This window comes from Thermaerobacillus caldiproteolyticus (assembly GCF_015326725.1).
GTDB classification, from domain to species: Bacteria; Bacillota; Bacilli; order Bacillales; family Anoxybacillaceae; genus Thermaerobacillus; species Thermaerobacillus caldiproteolyticus.
Genome location: NZ_CP064060.1, coordinates 2,067,464 through 2,086,560, shown reverse-complemented (window position 1 = coordinate 2,086,560; position 19,097 = coordinate 2,067,464). Strand labels below are relative to the sequence as shown.

The window sequence follows — 19,097 nt, the reverse complement described above, 5'->3', positions numbered from 1 at the left end:
TTATGGTACAATGATGAATACATGGGATCTCATTTGTTTTGATCTCGATGATACGCTCATCGATTACGAACGGACGTTTCAAGCAGCAATTCATCATTGTTTTACAACCTTTTTCGGGCAGCAATTCGATTTTTCCTCTTGGTTTATCACCTTTAAGCAATGTTGTGATCGATACTGGAACGATTATGCATGTCGACGTTTGACAAGGACTGAATATCGGCGTCTCCGCTTTTTGGAGACAATGAGCGTATATAATAGAAAAGCAGATCATCAAATGGCTGATGCGTTCCAAGATTATTTCGATCAAGTGGTCGGACGTTTTTCCGTTCCAGTTGATGGGCTTATCCCTTTATTGCATTGGCTGCGTAATCGTTCTGTTCCGCTTGGTGTTATTACCAATGGAACGGGTCGAATTCAGCGGGAAAAACTGTATTATGCTGGCCTCCACCCATTCTTTTCTGATGAGGCGATCATTATTTCAGAGGAAGTAGGAATGAAAAAACCAGATCGAGCGATTTTTTCTTACGCAAAACAACAACTCGCACCGCATTGTGATCAGCCGTTATTTATTGGTGATTCTTGGGAACTTGATGTTGTCGGAGCATTGCGAGCAAACTGGCAAGCCGTTTACTTTAATCCCCGCCAGAACGCTCCGACAACGTTTCATCAGCCGGTTGCGGTATGTAACAATGTTAACGAGCTGCTGGTTCTATTGCGGGAACCACCTGACGAAGGAAAGGGGTAGGGGAGATTGAATGGACATATGGAGCTTTTATATTGGCAACTTGTGTATTCATTTGTAAGGCGACAATATCGAATCATTAAAGTATCAAATGGCCCCAATGAAATTTGGTTAGAGTCATTTCATCATCAAAACATCCCGCTCATTCGAATTGTTCGCTATGACATTGATTGGAGCAGTTGGCTGAAACGTGATATCGAGTATGCGTGGCGCGTGGCGGAACAGGTAAAAAGGAGATATATGAAGCGAACAGTTCAAGTGCTGAACATTTATATTTCGACATATCCTCCTGTTGATGATTGGGAATTTCTTGTTGAAAAACCGTTGCCGTTTTCCCGCGATGCTCGTGCCGCTTTACGAACCGTTTTTATTCATTCAGCAAATGTACCGCATTCGCTTCAACAAATAAGCGAGCAAATTCGAGAACCGATCACATTGCCTTCGCTTGAGAGGGATGAGGACCCGTTTCTTGCTGCGGAACATATAAAACGCCAAGCGCTGCAGTTAACAAGTGAACAACAAGAAAGAGAGAAGCGCTTGTTTGAATATGGCAGGCCCATTTTTACATACGCATTTATTGCCTTGCAAGTATTCATGTTTTTGCTTCTTGAATGGAAGGGTGGCAGCACCAATCCAGCTGTGTTAATCGAATATGGAGCGAAGTTTAACCCGCTCATTCAAGAAGGAGAATGGTGGCGCTTTTTTACACCGATTTTTTTACATATTGGTTTTTTACATTTGTTCATGAATACGTTTGCTCTTTATTATTTAGGAACGATGGTGGAACGCCTATATGGTTCATGGCGCTTTTTTGTCATCTATTTAACCGCGGGGTTTTTTGGAACGCTCGGTAGCTTTTTATTTACCTCTTCTCTTTCCGCTGGAGCTTCGGGCGCGATTTTCGGATTGTTTGGTGCGCTTCTTTATTTTGGAACGGTCTATCGCTATCTTTTTTTACAAACGATCGGAATGAATGTCATTAGTTTAATTGTGATTAATTTAATATTTGGCTTGGTGATCCCGGGGATCGATAATGCGGGGCATATCGGCGGATTAATTGGCGGATTTTTAGCAGCGAGCGTTGTCCACTTACCCCGTCATCGAGCATGGAACAAACAGGTGGTTTCCCTGTTCTTCACGTCATGTATTGTTGCTGCTGCATTATATGCTGGGTTCCGATAATCAAAAAGTTACGAAATCGTTTGAACGAGTTGAATTTTTTCCCCGTTTTTCGTTTCTGTTAAAACAATTAAGTGTGAATAGTCTTTGCTGAGCAAAATGAGCGGTACAGTGCTTCCGATCGGAGAGATGACTGAACCGTCTTCCCGTTTAATGCCTAAGAAATAATTTCTATACAGTCCTTCCCAAAGTTTTCCGATAATTTCTTGGGTCTTTTCGAAAGAAAGGTCGGGAAATGGCTGTTCATTGTAAACAATTAACTCTGGTAAGTATAAATGATAGTAGTTTTTTTCTTGAATCGAAAAATGATTGAACAATGTTTCGGCCGTATATTGAAGAGATTCATTCGTCGTTTTGGTTAAAACGCTTTGCCACTCTTTTTCTTCTGATGTTCTCGGGCGGCGGAAGGAAGTTAATGGACTATATGGGGAATCGATGACATATAGTTGATCGCCGCTCATTTTCTGACTGCTTCCAATCGTACTGCCCTTATGAATTTCTCCATAATGAAACGAAATCGCTTGAAAGAAGTGACTATCTTTTGTGCGAACGTCTTTTTTTTGCAGCAATGTTTGACTATTTTGTTTCCATTCCGATAACGTTTCGACTAAGCGCCCGTCGGCGAAAAGAAGAGAAATGTCTTGACGTAGATATACTTGTCTGTCTAAAGTGGAAGATACCATCCAAAGAAGGGGGTATTTCCCATTTTGTTTTGGGGGTTGGAGCTTGAGATTCGTTGTTGCTTTAGTGAATCGTACCGTCGGATCAAGAGGGAAGAAGATAATTGTTTCTTTTGTTGGTTGTGTTAAGGAAAAGGGAAACATGTATACAAATAGAAAAAATGCTGTTATCATCGTTCCGATTTGCCATATTCGTCTCATACTGCGCCTCCATCTATTTGGACAAGTTTTTCACCAATGTATGCACGCGCCTTGAAAAATATGTATGAATTTATTTTCCGTTGTCAAAGATGGAAGAGAAAACGGTTTTGTGGAGGGCAGGTGAAAGACGATGGCAAATGAAGCGACGCGACGGACGGTTTCAACGATTTTACAAGAGAATGTCTCTTACCTACGTGAACGACTCGGTGCAGGAAAAAGCTTTGATGTCATTCATTTAGATGTAGAGTATGCGGGGCGCTCCATGGCATTATTTATGATTGATGGATTTGTCAAAGATGATATTTTGCATTATCTGATGCGATTTTTAGCTTCGCTTGACGAAGAAACATTAACATCCCATCCGCTTGAAAAATTGTTTAAAACCTATGTTCCGTATGTAGAGTTAGAAAAAACAAACGATTTAGATCGGGTTGTCGATGTGGTGTTGGCTGGCCCCACTGCTTTAGTTGTTGATGGGATCGATTATGTCATTTTAATTGATGCCCGTACCTATCCTGTTCGGGGGCCGCAGGAGCCGGATATTGAGCGGGTTGTCCGTGGCGCGCGTGATGGATTTGTCGAGACGATCGTCTTTAATACAGCACTAACACGGCGGCGTGTGCGCGACCGTTCATTGCGAATGGAATATTTGCAGGTCGGGCGTCGTTCAAAAACCGATATTTGCATTTGCTATATTGAGGATATTGCTGATCCTGAAATTGTCAAAAGTGTAAAAGAGGCGATTTTAAAAATCGATACAGACGGCTTACCGATGGGAGAAAAAACGGTGGAAGAATTCATTTCGGGGCGGCATTGGAATCCGTATCCAATCTTCCGTTATACGGAGCGCCCCGATACGGCGGCATCACATTTATATGAGGGACACGTCTTAGTGATTGTGGACGGCTCGCCAAGCGTATTAATTATGCCAACGACATTTTGGCATCATTTGCAACACGCGGAAGAGTACCGAAATAAACCAATTGTTGGCGCTTACTTACGTTTCGTCCGTTTTTTAGCAATTTGGGCTTCTATTTTTCTTCTGCCGCTTTGGTACTTAATGATGACGGAACCAGAGCGATTGCCTTCCGCTCTTTCTTTTTTGGCAAAGGCGAAGATGGGAGATATTCCATTATTTGCGCAAATTTTGATGATTGAGCTCGGTATTGACATGTTAAGAATGGCAGCGATTCATACGCCGTCTTCTTTGGCAACTGCGCTAGGATTAGTGGCGGCCCTTATGATCGGCGGCGTAGCGGTTGAGGTCGGTTTATTTTCCAACGAAGTAATTCTCTATTTTTCTATCGCTACAATCGGAACGTTTGCGACACCAAGCTATGAAATGGGCTTGGCTAACCGCTTAGTGCGAATGGGGTTGCTCGTTATGACAGCTCTGTTTGGTGTTTACGGTTATGTTATTGGAATTATGTTATGGCTTGTGATGCTTGCACGCATGAAGTCATTCAATGTTCCTTACCTATGGCCGTTTATTCCGTTTTCGTATCGGGCGATGCGCGATGTGCTTATTCGTTCACCGATTCCACTAAAAAATCGTCGACCGACCGTGCTGCATCCGCGTGACCCTGATCGGTAGCAAACAGGCTATCTCGTAATGATAAAGAGATAGCCTGTTTGTTTTTCATTTCTTGACGCTATCCCGATTTCTTTATACATTTATAATGTGTACATAACCGAAAAAAGATATGCGATAACATAGTGTAGGTGAAAAAATGAAAACGGTTTACGATGTACAGCAACTGTTAAAAAAGTTTGGTACGATTATTTATGTTGGAGATCGTTTAGCCGATCTAGAATTAATGGAAGAAGAATTAAAAGAATTATATCAGTCACAACTTGTCGATGTAAAAGACTATCAAATGGCGCTTCTCATTTTGCGTCACGAAGCGCAGTTGGAACGCGAAAAACGAATGAAAAAAGGATGAGAGAAGATGGCGGAAAAATGGTTAGTTGGTGTGGACTTAGGTGGAACAACAGTGAAAATAGCGTTCGTGACTAGTGATGGGGAATTGATTCATAAATGGGAAATAGACACAAACAATTCCGAAGATGGGAAATATATCGTTCCTGATATTGCGAAATCCATTGAGCGAAAGTTGGAAGAATGGGGACAAACAAAAGATAAGTTGATCGGTATTGGGATGGGAGCACCAGGGCCGGTTAATACAGAAACCGGAGTTATCTATCAAACGGTGAATTTACCATGGAAAAACTACCCACTGAAAGAGCGATTAGAATCGGAAACTTCACTTCCGGTCGTCGTTGATAATGACGCGAATATCGCTGCTATTGGTGAGATGTGGAAAGGGGCAGGAAACGGGGCAAAAAATTTAGTTTGTGTTACGCTTGGTACGGGGGTAGGCGGCGGTATTATTGCCAACGGTCAAATCATCCGCGGTACCAATGGAGCAGGAGGAGAAATCGGGCATATAACTTCCGTTCCGGAAGGAGGAGCACCTTGTAATTGCGGTAAGACCGGATGTTTGGAAACAATCGCGTCAGCGACGGGAATCGTTCGAATCGCCAAAGAGAAGTTAGCAAAAGATGAAAAGAAAAGCGTGTTACATCTCCGCACCGTGACTGCCAAAGACGTCTTTGACGCGGCGAGAGAAAACGATGAACTAGCATTGGAAATTGTTGATTATGTTACATTTCACCTCGGCTTAGCGTTAGCGAATGTAGCGAATGCTCTCAACCCAGAAAAAATCGTTATCGGCGGTGGTGTATCAAAGGCTGGGGATATTTTAGTCGAACGCGTTCGCAGATACTTTGACCGCTTTGCCTTTCCACGCGTAGCTGAAGGGGCAACAATTGCGATCGCTACGCTTGGTAACGACGCGGGAGTCATCGGCGGGGCATGGTTAGCAAAAACCGCTTTTTTACAGTAAAGTAGGGACAATTTTGCCCCTATTTTTTTGTAACCTTTTTTGCTTTGATTCGTCTATAAATGATGTACAAGACGGTGGCTTACGACAATTACTATTCTATCTTCCTACTTTTGAAAAAAGGTTGCTTTTTTGTAAAAAAAGTATTAAGATTGATGTTGGTTAATTGAAGATAAACCTAATTTATGTAAAAAATCAATATGTTACCAAAAAAGTGTATATGGGTCAGCTCTCTTTTGGAAAAAGGAGGTTAGAGAGACCATGAATCGAGCAACATTGAAAAAGTATCGTCTTTTGTTCATTGCAACGGTTCTGCTATGGCTGAAAACATATATTGTCTATAAAACTAGCTTTGATATAGAAATCGAGTCATGGAAACAAGAATTTATTTTATTTATTAATCCGTTAAGCTTCTTGCTTTTTGTTTTTGGTTTTTCTTTATTCATGAAGGAAAAAGCTCGCAATCGTTATATCGTGATCATGAGCTTTTTAATTACTGTCTTGTTGTATGTCAACGTGATGTTTTATCGGTTCTTTAATGATTTTATTACGCTCCCGGTCTTGTTTCAAACAAGCAATATGGGGGATTTAGGGAACAGCGTGTTTGAGTTGTTCCAGTTTAGTGATTTGCTTATGTTTGTTGACGTTGCATTTTTAACGTGGCTTGTATGGAAAAAGCCGTCCTTTGTTCCATTTGAGCCGATTGCGAAAAAGGAACGCCACGCTTATTTCTTAGCATTAGTGGTAGTCGCTTTATTGAACCTTGGTCTTGCTGAAACAGAGCGACCGGAATTATTAACGAGAACGTTTGACCGTAAAATGTTAGTGAAAAATATTGGAATGTATAACTATCTTGTTTATGATGCTGTCCTCCAATCGAAGTCAAAGGCGCAACGTGCATTGGCGGATAGCAGCGAGTTAGCAGATATTGAAAACTATATTCGCGCTAATGAAAAAGCACCAAATAAAGAGTTGTTTGGCATCGCGAAAAATCGCAATGTTATTATTGTCTCCATGGAGTCGTTGCAAAGTTTTGTGATTAATAACAAAGTAAACGGGCAGGAAATTACGCCGTTTTTAAACGACTTTATTAAGCAAAGTTACTACTTTGATAATTTATACCATCAAACCGGGCAAGGAAAGACATCGGATGCCGAGTTTTTGATTGAAAACTCATTGTATCCGCTAGGTCGTGGTGCGGTGTTTTTTACACACGCAACTAATGAGTATAATGCGACGCCAGAGATTTTGAAAAAGCATGGGTATTATACAGCTGTGTTCCATGCCAATAACAAAAGCTTTTGGAACCGCGATATTATGTATCAATCATTAGGATACGACCGTTACTTCTCTTTAACAGATTTTGATGTCAACGAAGAAAATTCTGTTGGTTGGGGCTTAAAGGATAAATATTTCTTTGAACAATCATTGCAGTATTTAAAAACATTGCAGCAACCGTTCTATACAAAGTTTATTACATTAACCAACCACTTCCCATTTGAACTTGAGGAAGAGGACCGATTAATTCCAGAGTATACGTCAGATGACCGTACAGTGAACCGCTATTTCCCGACGGTTCGTTACATGGATGAATCGTTGAAAGCGTTCATTGAAGGCTTGAAAAAAGAAGGGCTATATGACAATTCAATTATCATTTTATATGGCGATCATTATGGTATTTCTGAAAACCATAATGAAGCGATGGCACAATATTTAGGAAAAGAAAAGATTACGCCGTTTGATCATATACAATTACAACGCGTACCGCTTATTATTCATATCCCGGGTGTAACGGATAAGCATCCGGAAGTCATTTCCAAAGTATCAGGACAAATCGATGTTAAGCCAACTATTCTTCATCTACTAGGTATCGATACGAAAGACGATATTCACTTCGGTCAAGACTTATTCGCGAAAGATAAGATGGAATTTGTAGTATTGCGCGATGGTAGCTTTATTACAAAGGACTATATTTATAAAGACAACATTTGTTATGACAAAAAGACAGGATTAAAAACCGATATGTCTCATTGCGAGCCTTATATGGAAAAGGCAAAACAAGAATTGGATTACTCGGACAAAATCGTGTATGGTGATTTGTTGCGCTTTTACAACGATTAAACTGCAATGGGCGAGAAGTAAAACTAATGAAAAAACTGGCGTATAGGTAGCTAAGTGTAGTACCTATGAAGCCAGTTTTTTTATGTTCTCTCTCATTTTCTCCGCGAACATTTCATATGTTGGAGATAGATACAGCGGAGAGGGGAGACACAGTTGAATATACGTGCACGTCTTGGTGATACATTGACCATGTATAGCGAATGGTTTTCCGTTCCTTATGAGTTGATCGTTGATGCTAATCTCCACTTAACCGGGAAACAGCTTCAGCAAGGGGATGTCGTTATCATTCCCGGGTATGAGACCATTGACACGTTAGAGAATCTTGCTCGGTTTACTTCTGTACATGTGGAAGCGCTGAAACGAATGAATGGTGCGGCGTTTACGAATGGACAATTTCAAATTCCAAAGCGAATCGATACCCCTATTGTGAATGGAAAAAGACAGTATGATTTTGCAGCCTTGCAACAAGATATCGAGTGTTTATGTGATCATTATCCATTCATAAGAAAACGTGTGATTGGGAGCAGCGTATTAGGATTACCTTTGATTGAATTAAAAATCGGGCAAGGGTCGACGCATATTCATATCAATGGATCTTTTCATGCCAATGAATGGATTACAACTGCGATTATTATGACGTTTGTCAACGATTATTTGTTGGCGTTAACAAACGGGCGGCCCTTACGCGGTCATCGCATGCTCGATTATTATAAAAAAGTGACGTTATCGATTGTGCCGATGGTGAACCCGGACGGTGTCAATTTAGTATTGAATGGGCCGCCAGAAGCAGAATCATACCGTGATGAAGTGATCCGTATAAACAGCGGAAGTCTTGATTTTTCGCAATGGAAGGCAAACATTCGCGGCATTGATTTGAATAATCAATTTCCGGCTAAATGGGAAGTAGAGCAAGCACGTAAAATCCCGAAGGCGCCTGCTCCACGCGATTTTCCGGGAGTTGCCCCATTAACGGAACCAGAAACGAAAGCAATGGCTGCATTGACAAATGAAAGTGATTTTGCGATGATTTTGGCGTTCCATACACAAGGAAAAGAAATTTATTGGGGATATGAAGGATTCGAGCCGAGCGAAGCAGAAAAAACAGTCAATGAATTTGCAAACGTAAGCGGATATAAAGCAATACGTTATATTGATAGCCACGCTGGTTATCGTGATTGGTTCATTCAAACATGGAGGCGACAAGGATATACCATTGAATTAGGAGAAGGAGTCAACCCATTACCCATCGAACAATTTTCCGAAATCTACAAAGATAGTCTCGGTATTTTTCTAGCGGCATTGTATATGGCTTGAGGAAAAGAAGAAAACCAGTTTATAATCAAAGTAAAAAATAAAGGAGCAGAGAACATGGCAATCGTTGATGTTACTGTTATTCCTATTGGCACCGCTAGCCCTAGTGTGAGCGAATATGTTGCAGAAATACAAAAAGTATTAGAGGCGTATAAACGTGATGGGAAAATTGATTTCATGCTTACACCAATGAACACGATTATTGAAGGAGAGCTTTCGGTATTATTTGAAGTTATTCAAGCGATTCACGAAGTTCCGTTTTCTAGAGGAATACAGCGCGTAGCGACTAACATTCGCATTGATGACCGTCGCGACAAAGAGCGCCATATGGCGGATAAACTGGCTAGCGTGCAAGAAAAATTGCGATAAAAACAAAACAAGAGGCTGTTTAAGCCTCTTGTTTAGTGAGTACCAGTTGGAAAACCGTGATGCCATACAGTCATGACTGTAAACCAACCAAATACAGCAGCTGCTCCTAATCCGAAAAGTAAGCCAAGTATATTTTTCTCACGCAATGAACGCACGATTCCGTAAAGCGCTAACAATGTTACTAATGAAAAAATAATCACTAATCCCATTATATTTACCCCCTTTGCGAAATAGTACACAAGTCGGCTATGTAGAAATAACGAATTCTTTTCCATTTTAATCTTTTTTTATTGATTTGTCGAGGTCAAAAATGTGGACTGTAACATTGTAGGCAGCCGCTACTTTCATTAAGAGCTCCTCGTGATGGCGACCGATAAAATAAATCGTTTCTTTTTCGTTCTTTTCTTTAGCAATGAGATATTCATCGAGTTGGAGAATCATCATTTCGATTTCTGTTTGGTCACCATCAATAACCGAAAAGGCAGTGACAGCATTTTGGTAAATATACGCACGACCTTCTTCTGAGATGAATCCATAGTCATTAAAAAGATCGGTAAATTCAGTATTTTCCACTTCGATGAGACGTTCAATGTCCGTCCGTAAGTGAGAAGGAGGCTCAGTTGCAATAAGCCATTCTTCATCTTGGTCAATGACGTTGCTGTTGTTGGTGAGTTCTGCCGAAAACGGAATTGCATATCGTGTAATCATCGTATCCCTCTTTATCTTTTTTATTTCATTGTAGCATAAAGGGCAGCATTAGGATAAAATGGTGGCTATAGAGAAGTGAGTAAATGGAGGGATTTTTATGAAGTGGGAACGTATTCCGCTCGGACCATTACAAACGAACGCCTACATACTGTCTCATTCTGATGGTACATGCGTGATTTTTGATCCGGGTAGCGAAGGAGAAAAGCTTGTTCACTATATAGAGCAGCAAGGTTGGACGCCGCTGGCAATTTTATTGACACACGCTCATTTTGACCATATTGGCGCCATTAACGATGTGCAAAAAAAATGGCAAATTCCAATTTATATTCATGAACAGGAAAAAGAGTGGCTTGCGGATCCTCTTCTGAACGGTTCGGCGTATTTTATCGGCGAGCAAATTAAAGTGAATTATGCGCCACAATGCTTGAAACAAGAACAAACGCTAAAAATCGGAAATTTTACGTTTGAGCTGCTCGAAACGCCAGGGCATTCACCGGGAAGTATTTCTTACTATTTACGAGAAATGGAAGTGATTTTTTCTGGAGATGTATTGTTTGCGGGCAGTATCGGTCGCACGGATTTGCCGGGTGGCAATTACGATCAGCTTATGCGTAGCATTCATGACAAACTGCTTGGTTTACCGGAAGAAACCATTGTTTTACCGGGGCATGGTCGTGAAACAACCATCGGAGCGGAAATGGACTCGAATCCGTTTTTACATGGATTTTAAGAAAAGCGACGTCGTCGCAAACAGCTCTTGAAGCAGCTGTTCTTCGAGTGCGGAAGTGCTTGCGATTCCAGTGAGGAGATGATTGGTACAAAAAAGAAAAGTGGAGGCGTTCCGCCTAATCGCGACAGGCAAATGTTCTCTGCTTGTTCAGAGGGCCCTGTCACCCCGGAGGGCTGGTTTGCCTCCAGTGATCTCGAGCATTATGTTTTAATTATGATTTGTGCAAGTTTTGTATGGATAAATTGTTTGGTTGCCGGAGTAAGGCAATACGAAAAGCAGTGCCAAACGCGCAACGCCGTAAGAAAAATATTTTTCCAATTGAGAAATGATTTGCATGAAACGAAACGGAGAAGGTTATTTTAACAAGCGTTGCGATCCAAGCTGGACAATGCAGAAAACTAGAAGTATCGCAGTTAGATTTTGGAGCTAATGGTGTTTACGCGGAGTTTGGAGCTATGGCATAAGGAAGCTGGACAGCTTGAAAAATAGAGGCGACAAGCTCAAGTGCAATAGTAGTTTCTAGAAACCATTGCGAGTCATATATAAAAAACCCTTCTCAATTGAGAAGGGTTTTTTGGGGGATGTTCTATCCATATAATGGGAGGGGATATAGTTAAGCTACTATCATAACAATATAACAACATTTTTACTATGTCAATAGTGAAAACGTGATTAGGGGAGAAATTTGTCATGGGCCATGATATTTATACAGCTATTCGGTCAATGCCGCAACAACGTATGTCATATGCGGATTATATGAGGTTCACGTTGTATGATGAAAAATATGGATATTATATGCGGAACCGCATCAAAATTGGTCGGTTCGGTGATTTTATCACAAGCAGTCACCTTTCAAATGTATTTGGTAAACTGTTCGCCTCCTTGTTTATTCGCTTAGTGGAAACAGAGGAGATCCGTCCGTGTATTTGTGAGTTAGGGGGAGGCGATGGTAAATTCGCTCGCGCGGTTTTAGAGGAATGGAAAGAAACATCTTTAGATACTTACGAAACATTAACATATGTCATCATTGAAACGAGTCCATATCAGCGCAAAAAGCAAATGGAAACGCTTGGGGGTTTTAGCGAAAAAGTTGTTCAATATAAAGACATCAGCGAGTTTCAGCAATATGTTTCTCGATTTTCCGGCATAGTTTTTAGCAACGAATTTTTCGATGCTTTTCCAGTTCATGTGATTACAAAAGAAAACGGGCAATTATACGAGCTATTTGTAGCGCTTCATCATGGACAACTTATCGAAGAAAAACAACCGCTGCAAAATGAGGATATTCTTTGCTATTTACGCGAGCGGAACATTTCTTTGGTGGATGGACAGCGCTTTGAAGTGCCATTAGCGATGAAATCATTTATTATGGAAACGGCGTCGTTGTTTGAATCATGTGTCATGTTTACAGTCGATTACGGATATAGCGATGAGGAATGGCAGCTTCCGGCGAGACGGCATGGGAGTTTGCGCGGGTATTATCAACACCAATTAGTGCCGAATCCGCTTGCTTATCCCGGCGAGATGGATATAACAGCGCATGTTCAGTGGAATGCACTTCGGATGTATGGGGAACGAGCTGGATGGGAATGGGTGACAACGATGCGACAAGACCGTTTTTTATTGGCAGCAGGAATATTACACTATTTAGTGAACCATCACGATGTGAATCCATTTTCTGAGAGAAGCCGTCAAAACCGCGCGATTCGTTCGCTTATTACCGATGAGGGGATGAGCGTTGCCTTTCAAGTCATGGTGCAACAAAAAGGGATAAAAATAAATTGGGAGAACATATGGATAGAACCGAATTTTTTGTAAAACAAAAAGCGATGAACTGTCCATCGCTTTTTGTTTTGTTTCACCTCGACGACAGCGCTTCCATCCTGCTGCGCGTTAGCTCTGTTGGGCTTAAATCTCTGTGGGTGAAAAGCGGGAACTCCCCCCATCATCCCCGCTTTTTGTGTTACTCTCCCACTCCTGGGACCATCATAAACGTTGTCCAGTACGTAAACGCAGCGAAGAAAATGGTTAAGTATGCTCCAAAAATGTAAATATACATTCTTTCCGTTAATTTTAAATAGCCAAGCAACAAGAAAAATACTGTCTGACCAAAGAAAATTAACGAAGTCGTATGCATATGACCAAGATAAAACATTACCGCAAAAATGCCTGTCCAGAACGCTAAGACACGGAACATCCGGTCCATTATGTATCCCTCCTTTTTGCGCAAATCGTTGCCTTTACTTATTATAATGCACATTTTATAGCAATGTAAATAATTGCTTTTTACTTTGTCAGCATCGCGCGATACGAACAGCAATCACAGCCGCTTATCATATTTTCAAGTTCCATCAACTCGATTTTGTCAAATAAAACTTCGATCATGCCTTGTAAAAATGCATGATGCATGTGACAAACCATTTGCGGCTGTTGAAGCGCAATTTCTTTAAATGGGCAGTTAAAAATGTGAAGATATAATTTTTTTTCATTGTCATCGTATTCAGAGGTCAGATAAAGTCCAGCTGTTTCCGATGCTTCTTGCAATATCGTGATTTTCTCAGAGAATGAAAGCTGTTCAGGAATTTGATCGTGTGCAAGACGTTGTTTTATTAATTCTTTTCCAAAGGTTTTACCCGTTTCGTATAGAGCTTGCTTCCCTGCTTCTCCTAGTTTCATCAGCGCTTGAATGGCCATCTTGGAAAGCAATTGGTAGTCACGAAACGGAAAATGAAGTTGAATGACATCGTTAGATAGGCGATAAAGGCGACTTGGTCGACCGCCTTTACCTGTTTTTTGTGTTTCGGAGACGAGCATATTCACATCCTCGAGTTTCGCTAAGTGAAGACGGGCGACGTTCGGATGAATGTTGAACGCTTCAGCAATTTCTTGCACGGATACTTCTTTATGTTTTTTGGTGATATATTCATAAATATGATAACGAGTTGAATCAGCCAATACGCTTGTGATTTTTAGTGTTTGTTCCATAAATTCTCACTCCTAGACGAATAGTTGCTACATTTATTATAATACAGCGATTTTAGCACTGGCACTGTAACGATCGTAAAAATTTCATAAATTGTTCAATTTTATGGCTTTGCGCAAAAAGATGAAAAATTTTTGATATTTAAGAAGGAAAATGAAAGAAATATGTCGAAATCATTATCCAGAAAGGAGGGACAAAACAAGCAAATGAACGAAATTGAACAGCTGGCTGACCGTTTAATCAAAGAAGCTAGCGTGTTGAAAGCATCTGATATTCATGTTGTGCCGCGACGGGAAGATGCTGTCATTCAATTCCGTGTGGATGGAGTTTTGTCCAGAAAGGAAATCCTCACAAAAGAAAAATGTGAGCGATTGGTTGCCCATTTTAAATTTTTAGCTGGGATGGACATTGGTGAGCGGCGCCGGCCGCAAAGTGGTGCAATGGAGATCAAGCAAAATGACATGATAGTTAGCTTGCGGTTATCAACGTTGCCGACAGTTTACGATGAAAGTCTCGTCATTCGTCTTCTCCCTCATGACTCTTTTCTTCCTTTATCACAACTCTCTCTGTTTCCAAACACAACAAAAAAATTGTTATCCCTTCTCCATCATTCCCATGGATTAATGATTTTTACAGGGCCGACTGGTTCAGGAAAAACGACTACGTTATATACATTGCTGCGCGTATGTCAAGACAAGTGGAATCGCAATGTCATTACGCTTGAGGATCCTATTGAAAAGAAAACCGACCACGTTTTGCAAGTACAAGTCAACGAAAAAGCAGGAATAACGTATGCGACTGGCTTAAAAGCGATTTTACGTCATGATCCCGACGTAATTATGGTCGGGGAAATTCGCGACGCAGAAACAGCGAGAATTACGGTTCGCGCTGCCTTAACGGGTCATCTTGTATTATCTACCTTGCATACGAACAATGCACTTGGAGCGATTTATCGACTACGCGAATTCGGTATACCGTGGCAAGACATTGAGCAGACATTGCTTGCCGTTGCAGCGCAGCGTCTTGTAGACATAAGGTGCCCGCTCTGCCAAGAAAACTGCTCCCCATTTTGTCGAAACAAAAGAAAAGTGCGGCGCGCGGCCATTTATGAGCTGCTGTATGGCAAGGCATTAATGAAAGCCATTCAAGCGGCACGAGGGGAGAAAGTGACATACCGTTATGAAACGTTAGACGATGTAATAAAAAAAGGGATCGCGCTAGGATTTTTATCACCACATCTTCTTATGCGTGAGGGGATTAAAGAAAATGTTTAAGAAAAATTGGTCGTTACAACAACAAGGAGTATTTCTAGTACGACTCGGCAACCTTCTTGACAAAGGTTATTCGCTGTCTCAAGCAATCGAGTTTTTAGAAATTCAAGAACCGCTTTCTCATCGTCATGATCTGCAGCGCTGCCTTTCTCGACTCCGCTCTGGTTTTCCTTTCTATAAATCATTAGAGCCGCTCCATTTTCATACCGAGGCGATAGGATATTTATTTTTTGCGGAACAGCACGGTGACCTTCCTCGAGGTATTACAGAAGCAGGCCGTATGCTTCTTCATAAATCTGCTTATTTGCAGCGCCTGCGCAAAGCAAGCAGCTATCCGCTTTTTCTCCTTTGCTTTATGATGATGATGTTGACCATGATTCAACATGTACTACTTCCTCAATTTATTCATCTTTCTTCTTCTTTTCCTATCCATCGCTTTTCTATTTCTCGTCTACTTGTACAAACTGTTTCTTTTATCCCTTCTCTTTTTATTTTTGTCTGTATCACCATTCTTGTTTTTCTTCTCGTTTATTTTGCTTGGTTCAGAAAATTATCAACGATGGCGCAAATCAATATATGGATGAAAATTCCGCTTGTTCGTACGTTCATGAAACTTTATTATACGCATTTGTTCGCTTTACAGTTCAGTCACTTATTACACGGAGGTCTTTCTATTTATGAGTCGCTGCAAGTATTTGAGCGGCAAGAAAAAGTACCATTTCTACGCGAAGAGGGGAGATGGATGAAGGAACAGCTTGTCAAAGGAACTCCGTTAGACACGATTATCGCTTCCCGGCCTTGCTATGAACAAGAGTTAACGCTCGTTATTCGACACGGCCAATCAAACGGAGAATTAGCGAACGAATTATTTCATTACAGTCAATTTGTTTTTCAAGCAATGGAAGAACGAATCGAAAAGTGGATGCGTCTCATTCAACCTATTTTGCTTTCTTTGATTGGATTACTTGTCGTTTGTATGTATTTAGCCATTTTATTACCGATGTTTGAAACGATGAATGAATTATAACATGGAGGGATCATGAATGAACGAAAAAGGATTTACGTTGATAGAGATGTTAATCGTGTTAATGGTCATTTCCGTTCTATTGCTCATTACGATTCCGAATGTCACGAAGCATAACAGCATGATTAATAATAAAGGGTGCGAAGCGTTTATCAAATGGAATACATACAGTACACCCTTTTTATAATGCTTAATATTACAAGGGGTTAGAGGAATGGTCAAGTAGATTACAGTATACTGGAATACATTGTAAAATAAATAATATGGAGATATGATATTCAGGTGGAAATAAGCATACAGAAAGGAATGAAATAATTTGAAAGTTACTTTTGTAGGGGAATTAAATGTGGAAAGATTGGCTAAGGCTTTAATTGAATTAGTGATAATATGAGTGAAACAGATTGGGGAAAATTTGAAGAGAGAGCAGAAAAATTCTAGATATATCAAGGTCTTATAGCAATTTGTATGCTAATTCAATAGGGCTTTATTAAACTAAGGGAAAAATTACAAGAGACTGAAAGGTCTCTTTTTTTGTACTAAGATTCTCTTTTTTTTCGACATCATTTATTAATTTATCAAAGGATTCTAGATACTTTTGTGGAAATAAGTATGAAAATGAAGAAAAAATAGGTGTGGTTTTAATGGCAATAAACATAAACTCTTCTCAAACATCAGACAATATTAATCAATATGTGATACTTTGTAAGATTGGTTATTGGGAGTATTTTGAAAATGTGTGTGAAATTTATAAGCCTTATATTAATTATCTAGCTAATAAATATTTTTATAAAGATGGAGATAAAGAGGATTTAATTCAGCAAGGTTTGATTGGATTATACTATGCTATACAAAGGTTTGACCCGCATAAAAATAAACAATTTGATTCCTTTGCTAAATTGTGTATAAGAAAAAGTATACTTCAGATAATAAGGGGGAGTAATGCAAAAAAAACAAATTATTCATACAAATAGTGTTTTTCTTTTTGATTTAATTGAAGATGATTTTATTATTTTAGATACTATAATAAATAAGGATGCCATGTTACCAGAGGATATTTTGATTAGGAAAGAAGAAAAAACAGAAATACAAAATGTGGTTAAAAGAAACCTTAGTATTTTGGAAAGAAATGTATTCAATTTATATATTAAAGGATACTCACCAAAAGATATAGAAAAAGAACTAGAGGTAAGTTATAAGTCTGTTGATAATGCACTAGTCAGGATAAGAAAAAAAATGAAAAGTAAAAAGGAATCGGAAATACTTAGGCATTAATTGGGGGAGAGATATCTCTTTTTTATTTTGTTTTATTTTTTCCATTGGAGTGTTAAAATTAATGAAGCCTATATGAATTTATAAAAAAGGAGTATTTAAATGGCTAGTAATGATATAAAAAGCCTTTTTTATAAAATGGGAACTAACTTAGAGGCAAAGGCTTGTAAAATCCTTATGATTATGTATGGAATATCTGATGAAAATGGAAATGTTAATACATCTTTAACAGACTTACAACAAAGGTCAAATATGTCTATAAGCACAATTAGAAGTGCCCTAAAAGAGCTTGAGCAAAAAGGAATTTTAGAAATAAACCACAAAATTGGGCTAGAGACTGACTATATTCTTTTATTCTTAAAAAAACAGAAAGGGTTAAAAATAAGAATAGACAAGTATGATTATTTTTAGTATACTAATTTTTAGCATACTAATTTTTAGTATACCATGAACTTTTTTAATTATTGGAATTGGAGGATTAGAGGAAGTGGAGCAATTAACAATCTTTGATGAATTAGAGGAAGATATCATTGATGAAGAGATTTTTGATTTTCAAAAATTTAATGAGCAACACCAACTAACAGACAGAATTGATACAATTAATACACCAATAACATCTACAACAAGATTTACTGTATTGTCATTATTTGCAGGTTGTGGTGGTTTAGATTTAGGATTTAAAGGTGGGTTTACCTTTTTAGGAAAAGAATATTCCAGAAATAACTTTGATATTATTTGGGCTAATGAAATTAATAAACAAGCAGTAGAGACATATAGAAGTTACTTTGGAGACCATATTATTTGTGAGGATATCAAGAATATTGATGATAGTGAATTTCCTAAAGCAGATATAGTCCTAGGAGGTTTTCCATGCCAAGACTTTAGTTTGGCAGGTAAAAGAAGAGGTCTGACTGTTGAGAGAGGTAGACTTTACTTACAAATGAAAAGAGTCATTGATGCTGTTAGACCAAAAGCATTTGTGGCTGAGAATGTAAAAAATCTAATGATGATGGAAAATGGATTAATACTTAAAACAATAATAGATGATTTTAAAGATAGTGGATATAATGTTTATTACCATCTTTTCCATGCGGCTAATTATGGAGTGCCTCAAAATAGAGAGAGGGTAATAATTTATGGTATTAGAGAAGATATTGATATAGTACCTAAACTACCATTAGAAACTCATTCACCTGAAAATTGGGTAACTGCAAAAGAGGCTATTGATGATTTATGGGATAAGTTAGGTGATCCTAGTGTACCTAATCATTCAGAAAAAGATTACTCTAAGGCAAAGTTTTATGAAGGTAAAAAGACACAAGGAAATATGAGAATTCAAGCTGATAAAATAGCACCGACAATAAGAGCTGAGCATCATGGTAACATTGAAGGTCATTATAGGACTTTAGGTGATGAAAATGACCTTACTAATTGGAGAAGGTTATCAGTTAGAGAATGTGCTAGGATACAGTCTTTTCCTGATGATTTTGTTTTCAAATCAGCTGCATCTGCTGCTTATAAACAAGTAGGAAATGCTGTGCCTCCTGTGTTAGCATGGCATATTGCAAGAGCTTTGTATTTGTCATTAACACAAGAATAAAAATAA

The 19,097-nt window shown here is 39.3% G+C and carries 21 protein-coding genes and 1 pseudogene; 17 read left to right on the top strand and 5 right to left on the bottom strand.

Features of this window, described 5'->3' with window-relative positions:
• Positions 1-10: 10 nt before the first annotated feature.
• Together ISX45_RS10435 and ISX45_RS10430 are read left to right on the top strand one after the other, a co-directional pair.
• Positions 11-745 (top strand): HAD family hydrolase, encoded by a 735-nt coding sequence (locus ISX45_RS10435; protein WP_228485534.1) that lies wholly within the window; start codon positions 11-13, stop codon positions 743-745.
• A 6-nt stretch (positions 746-751) separates the two neighbouring features.
• A complete protein-coding gene (locus ISX45_RS10430) occupies positions 752-1,924 on the top strand; it encodes a rhomboid family intramembrane serine protease (protein WP_194518932.1) in 1,173 nt (390 codons plus the stop codon).
• A gap of 8 nt (positions 1,925-1,932) precedes the next feature.
• Here ISX45_RS10430 and ISX45_RS10425 read toward each other — a convergent pair whose 3' ends face one another.
• Entirely contained in the window at positions 1,933-2,802 is an 870-nt protein-coding gene (locus tag ISX45_RS10425) for a hypothetical protein (RefSeq protein WP_194518931.1), read from the bottom strand.
• Between the two features lie 130 nt (positions 2,803-2,932).
• Between ISX45_RS10425 and ISX45_RS10420 the strand changes: the two genes are divergently transcribed.
• The 6 genes from ISX45_RS10420 to ISX45_RS10395 all read left to right on the top strand — a co-directional run bounded on the left by ISX45_RS10420 (position 2,933) and on the right by ISX45_RS10395 (position 9,506).
• A complete protein-coding gene (locus tag ISX45_RS10420; RefSeq protein WP_194518930.1) occupies positions 2,933-4,396 on the top strand; it encodes a spore germination protein in 1,464 nt (487 codons plus the stop codon).
• A 136-nt stretch (positions 4,397-4,532) separates the two neighbouring features.
• Positions 4,533-4,745 carry a YqgQ family protein gene (locus ISX45_RS10415; protein ID WP_181554404.1) on the top strand — a complete coding sequence of 71 codons (213 nt, stop codon included), beginning with the start codon at positions 4,533-4,535 and terminating at the stop codon, positions 4,743-4,745.
• Positions 4,746-4,751: 6 nt separating this feature from the next.
• Positions 4,752-5,708, top strand: coding sequence for an ROK family glucokinase (locus ISX45_RS10410; protein ID WP_194518929.1), 957 nt, complete (start codon positions 4,752-4,754; stop codon positions 5,706-5,708).
• A gap of 258 nt (positions 5,709-5,966) precedes the next feature.
• Positions 5,967-7,826 (top strand): LTA synthase family protein, encoded by a 1,860-nt coding sequence (locus ISX45_RS10405; RefSeq protein ID WP_194518928.1) that lies wholly within the window; start codon positions 5,967-5,969, stop codon positions 7,824-7,826.
• A gap of 153 nt (positions 7,827-7,979) precedes the next feature.
• Positions 7,980-9,140, top strand: coding sequence for a M14 family metallopeptidase (locus tag ISX45_RS10400; protein ID WP_181554401.1), 1,161 nt, complete (start codon positions 7,980-7,982; stop codon positions 9,138-9,140).
• A gap of 54 nt (positions 9,141-9,194) precedes the next feature.
• Positions 9,195-9,506: an MTH1187 family thiamine-binding protein gene (locus tag ISX45_RS10395; RefSeq protein WP_181554400.1), complete on the top strand. Its 312-nt coding sequence runs from the start codon at positions 9,195-9,197 to the stop codon at positions 9,504-9,506.
• Positions 9,507-9,538: 32 nt separating this feature from the next.
• Here ISX45_RS10395 and ISX45_RS10390 read toward each other — a convergent pair whose 3' ends face one another.
• Complete coding sequence (locus ISX45_RS10390; RefSeq protein ID WP_181554399.1) at positions 9,539-9,715, bottom strand: DUF2759 domain-containing protein; 177 nt, start codon at positions 9,713-9,715, stop codon at positions 9,539-9,541.
• A 67-nt stretch (positions 9,716-9,782) separates the two neighbouring features.
• Entirely contained in the window at positions 9,783-10,214 is a 432-nt protein-coding gene (locus ISX45_RS10385) for a hypothetical protein (RefSeq protein WP_181554398.1), read from the bottom strand.
• Positions 10,215-10,311: 97 nt separating this feature from the next.
• On the opposite strand from ISX45_RS10385, the gene ISX45_RS10380 reads away from it, so the two are divergent.
• Together ISX45_RS10380 and ISX45_RS10375 are read left to right on the top strand one after the other, a co-directional pair.
• Positions 10,312-10,944, top strand: a complete 633-nt coding sequence (locus ISX45_RS10380) for an MBL fold metallo-hydrolase (RefSeq protein WP_194518927.1) — start codon at positions 10,312-10,314, stop codon at positions 10,942-10,944.
• A 690-nt stretch (positions 10,945-11,634) separates the two neighbouring features.
• Positions 11,635-12,762 carry a class I SAM-dependent methyltransferase gene (locus ISX45_RS10375; protein WP_194518926.1) on the top strand — a complete coding sequence of 376 codons (1,128 nt, stop codon included), beginning with the start codon at positions 11,635-11,637 and terminating at the stop codon, positions 12,760-12,762.
• Positions 12,763-12,907: 145 nt separating this feature from the next.
• Here the strand turns inward: ISX45_RS10375 and ISX45_RS10370 are convergent, their stop codons facing one another.
• Together ISX45_RS10370 and ISX45_RS10365 are read right to left on the bottom strand one after the other, a co-directional pair.
• Entirely contained in the window at positions 12,908-13,150 is a 243-nt protein-coding gene (locus tag ISX45_RS10370) for a DUF2626 domain-containing protein (RefSeq protein ID WP_194518925.1), read from the bottom strand.
• Between the two features lie 80 nt (positions 13,151-13,230).
• Positions 13,231-13,929: a helix-turn-helix transcriptional regulator gene (locus ISX45_RS10365; RefSeq protein WP_194518924.1), complete on the bottom strand. Its 699-nt coding sequence runs from the start codon at positions 13,927-13,929 to the stop codon at positions 13,231-13,233.
• A gap of 204 nt (positions 13,930-14,133) precedes the next feature.
• Between ISX45_RS10365 and comGA the strand changes: the two genes are divergently transcribed.
• From comGA to ISX45_RS10330, 7 genes and pseudogenes are all read left to right on the top strand, one after another.
• On the top strand, positions 14,134-15,201 hold the full coding sequence (gene comGA / locus ISX45_RS10360) for a competence type IV pilus ATPase ComGA (protein ID WP_181554393.1): 1,068 nt from the start codon (positions 14,134-14,136) through the stop codon (positions 15,199-15,201).
• Positions 15,194-16,225: a competence type IV pilus assembly protein ComGB gene (comGB, locus tag ISX45_RS10355; protein ID WP_181554392.1), complete on the top strand. Its 1,032-nt coding sequence runs from the start codon at positions 15,194-15,196 to the stop codon at positions 16,223-16,225. Before comGA ends, comGB begins: the two co-directional genes overlap by 8 nt.
• A gap of 16 nt (positions 16,226-16,241) precedes the next feature.
• A pseudogene (gene comGC, locus ISX45_RS10350) lies at positions 16,242-16,379 on the top strand (competence type IV pilus major pilin ComGC); the annotation flags it as partial.
• Between the two features lie 484 nt (positions 16,380-16,863).
• Entirely contained in the window at positions 16,864-17,193 is a 330-nt protein-coding gene (locus ISX45_RS10345) for a sigma-70 family RNA polymerase sigma factor (protein ID WP_194518923.1), read from the top strand.
• Positions 17,162-17,494: a sigma factor-like helix-turn-helix DNA-binding protein gene (locus tag ISX45_RS10340; RefSeq protein ID WP_194518922.1), complete on the top strand. Its 333-nt coding sequence runs from the start codon at positions 17,162-17,164 to the stop codon at positions 17,492-17,494. Before ISX45_RS10345 ends, ISX45_RS10340 begins: the two co-directional genes overlap by 32 nt.
• A 99-nt stretch (positions 17,495-17,593) precedes the next feature.
• Positions 17,594-17,902: a helix-turn-helix domain-containing protein gene (locus ISX45_RS10335; RefSeq protein ID WP_194518921.1), complete on the top strand. Its 309-nt coding sequence runs from the start codon at positions 17,594-17,596 to the stop codon at positions 17,900-17,902.
• A 76-nt stretch (positions 17,903-17,978) separates the two neighbouring features.
• Complete coding sequence (locus tag ISX45_RS10330) at positions 17,979-19,091, top strand: DNA cytosine methyltransferase (RefSeq protein WP_194518920.1); 1,113 nt, start codon at positions 17,979-17,981, stop codon at positions 19,089-19,091.
• The last annotated feature ends 6 nt before the right edge of the window (positions 19,092-19,097 follow it).

Coding starts and splice junctions, on each gene's coding strand:
- ISX45_RS10435 (WP_228485534.1), top strand. CDS start 11: ATGATGAATACATGGGATCTCATTTGTTTTGATCTCGATGATACGCTC.
- ISX45_RS10425 (WP_194518931.1), bottom strand. CDS start 2,802: ATGAGACGAATATGGCAAATCGGAACGATGATAACAGCATTTTTTCTA.
- ISX45_RS10420 (WP_194518930.1), top strand. CDS start 2,933: ATGGCAAATGAAGCGACGCGACGGACGGTTTCAACGATTTTACAAGAG.
- ISX45_RS10415 (WP_181554404.1), top strand. CDS start 4,533: ATGAAAACGGTTTACGATGTACAGCAACTGTTAAAAAAGTTTGGTACG.
- ISX45_RS10410 (WP_194518929.1), top strand. CDS start 4,752: ATGGCGGAAAAATGGTTAGTTGGTGTGGACTTAGGTGGAACAACAGTG.
- ISX45_RS10405 (WP_194518928.1), top strand. CDS start 5,967: ATGAATCGAGCAACATTGAAAAAGTATCGTCTTTTGTTCATTGCAACG.
- ISX45_RS10395 (WP_181554400.1), top strand. CDS start 9,195: ATGGCAATCGTTGATGTTACTGTTATTCCTATTGGCACCGCTAGCCCT.
- ISX45_RS10390 (WP_181554399.1), bottom strand. CDS start 9,715: ATGGGATTAGTGATTATTTTTTCATTAGTAACATTGTTAGCGCTTTAC.
- ISX45_RS10385 (WP_181554398.1), bottom strand. CDS start 10,214: ATGATTACACGATATGCAATTCCGTTTTCGGCAGAACTCACCAACAAC.
- ISX45_RS10380 (WP_194518927.1), top strand. CDS start 10,312: ATGAAGTGGGAACGTATTCCGCTCGGACCATTACAAACGAACGCCTAC.
- ISX45_RS10375 (WP_194518926.1), top strand. CDS start 11,635: ATGGGCCATGATATTTATACAGCTATTCGGTCAATGCCGCAACAACGT.
- ISX45_RS10370 (WP_194518925.1), bottom strand. CDS start 13,150: ATGGACCGGATGTTCCGTGTCTTAGCGTTCTGGACAGGCATTTTTGCG.
- ISX45_RS10365 (WP_194518924.1), bottom strand. CDS start 13,929: ATGGAACAAACACTAAAAATCACAAGCGTATTGGCTGATTCAACTCGT.
- comGA (WP_181554393.1), top strand. CDS start 14,134: ATGAACGAAATTGAACAGCTGGCTGACCGTTTAATCAAAGAAGCTAGC.
- comGB (WP_181554392.1), top strand. CDS start 15,194: ATGTTTAAGAAAAATTGGTCGTTACAACAACAAGGAGTATTTCTAGTA.
- ISX45_RS10345 (WP_194518923.1), top strand. CDS start 16,864: ATGGCAATAAACATAAACTCTTCTCAAACATCAGACAATATTAATCAA.
- ISX45_RS10340 (WP_194518922.1), top strand. CDS start 17,162: ATGCAAAAAAAACAAATTATTCATACAAATAGTGTTTTTCTTTTTGAT.
- ISX45_RS10335 (WP_194518921.1), top strand. CDS start 17,594: ATGGCTAGTAATGATATAAAAAGCCTTTTTTATAAAATGGGAACTAAC.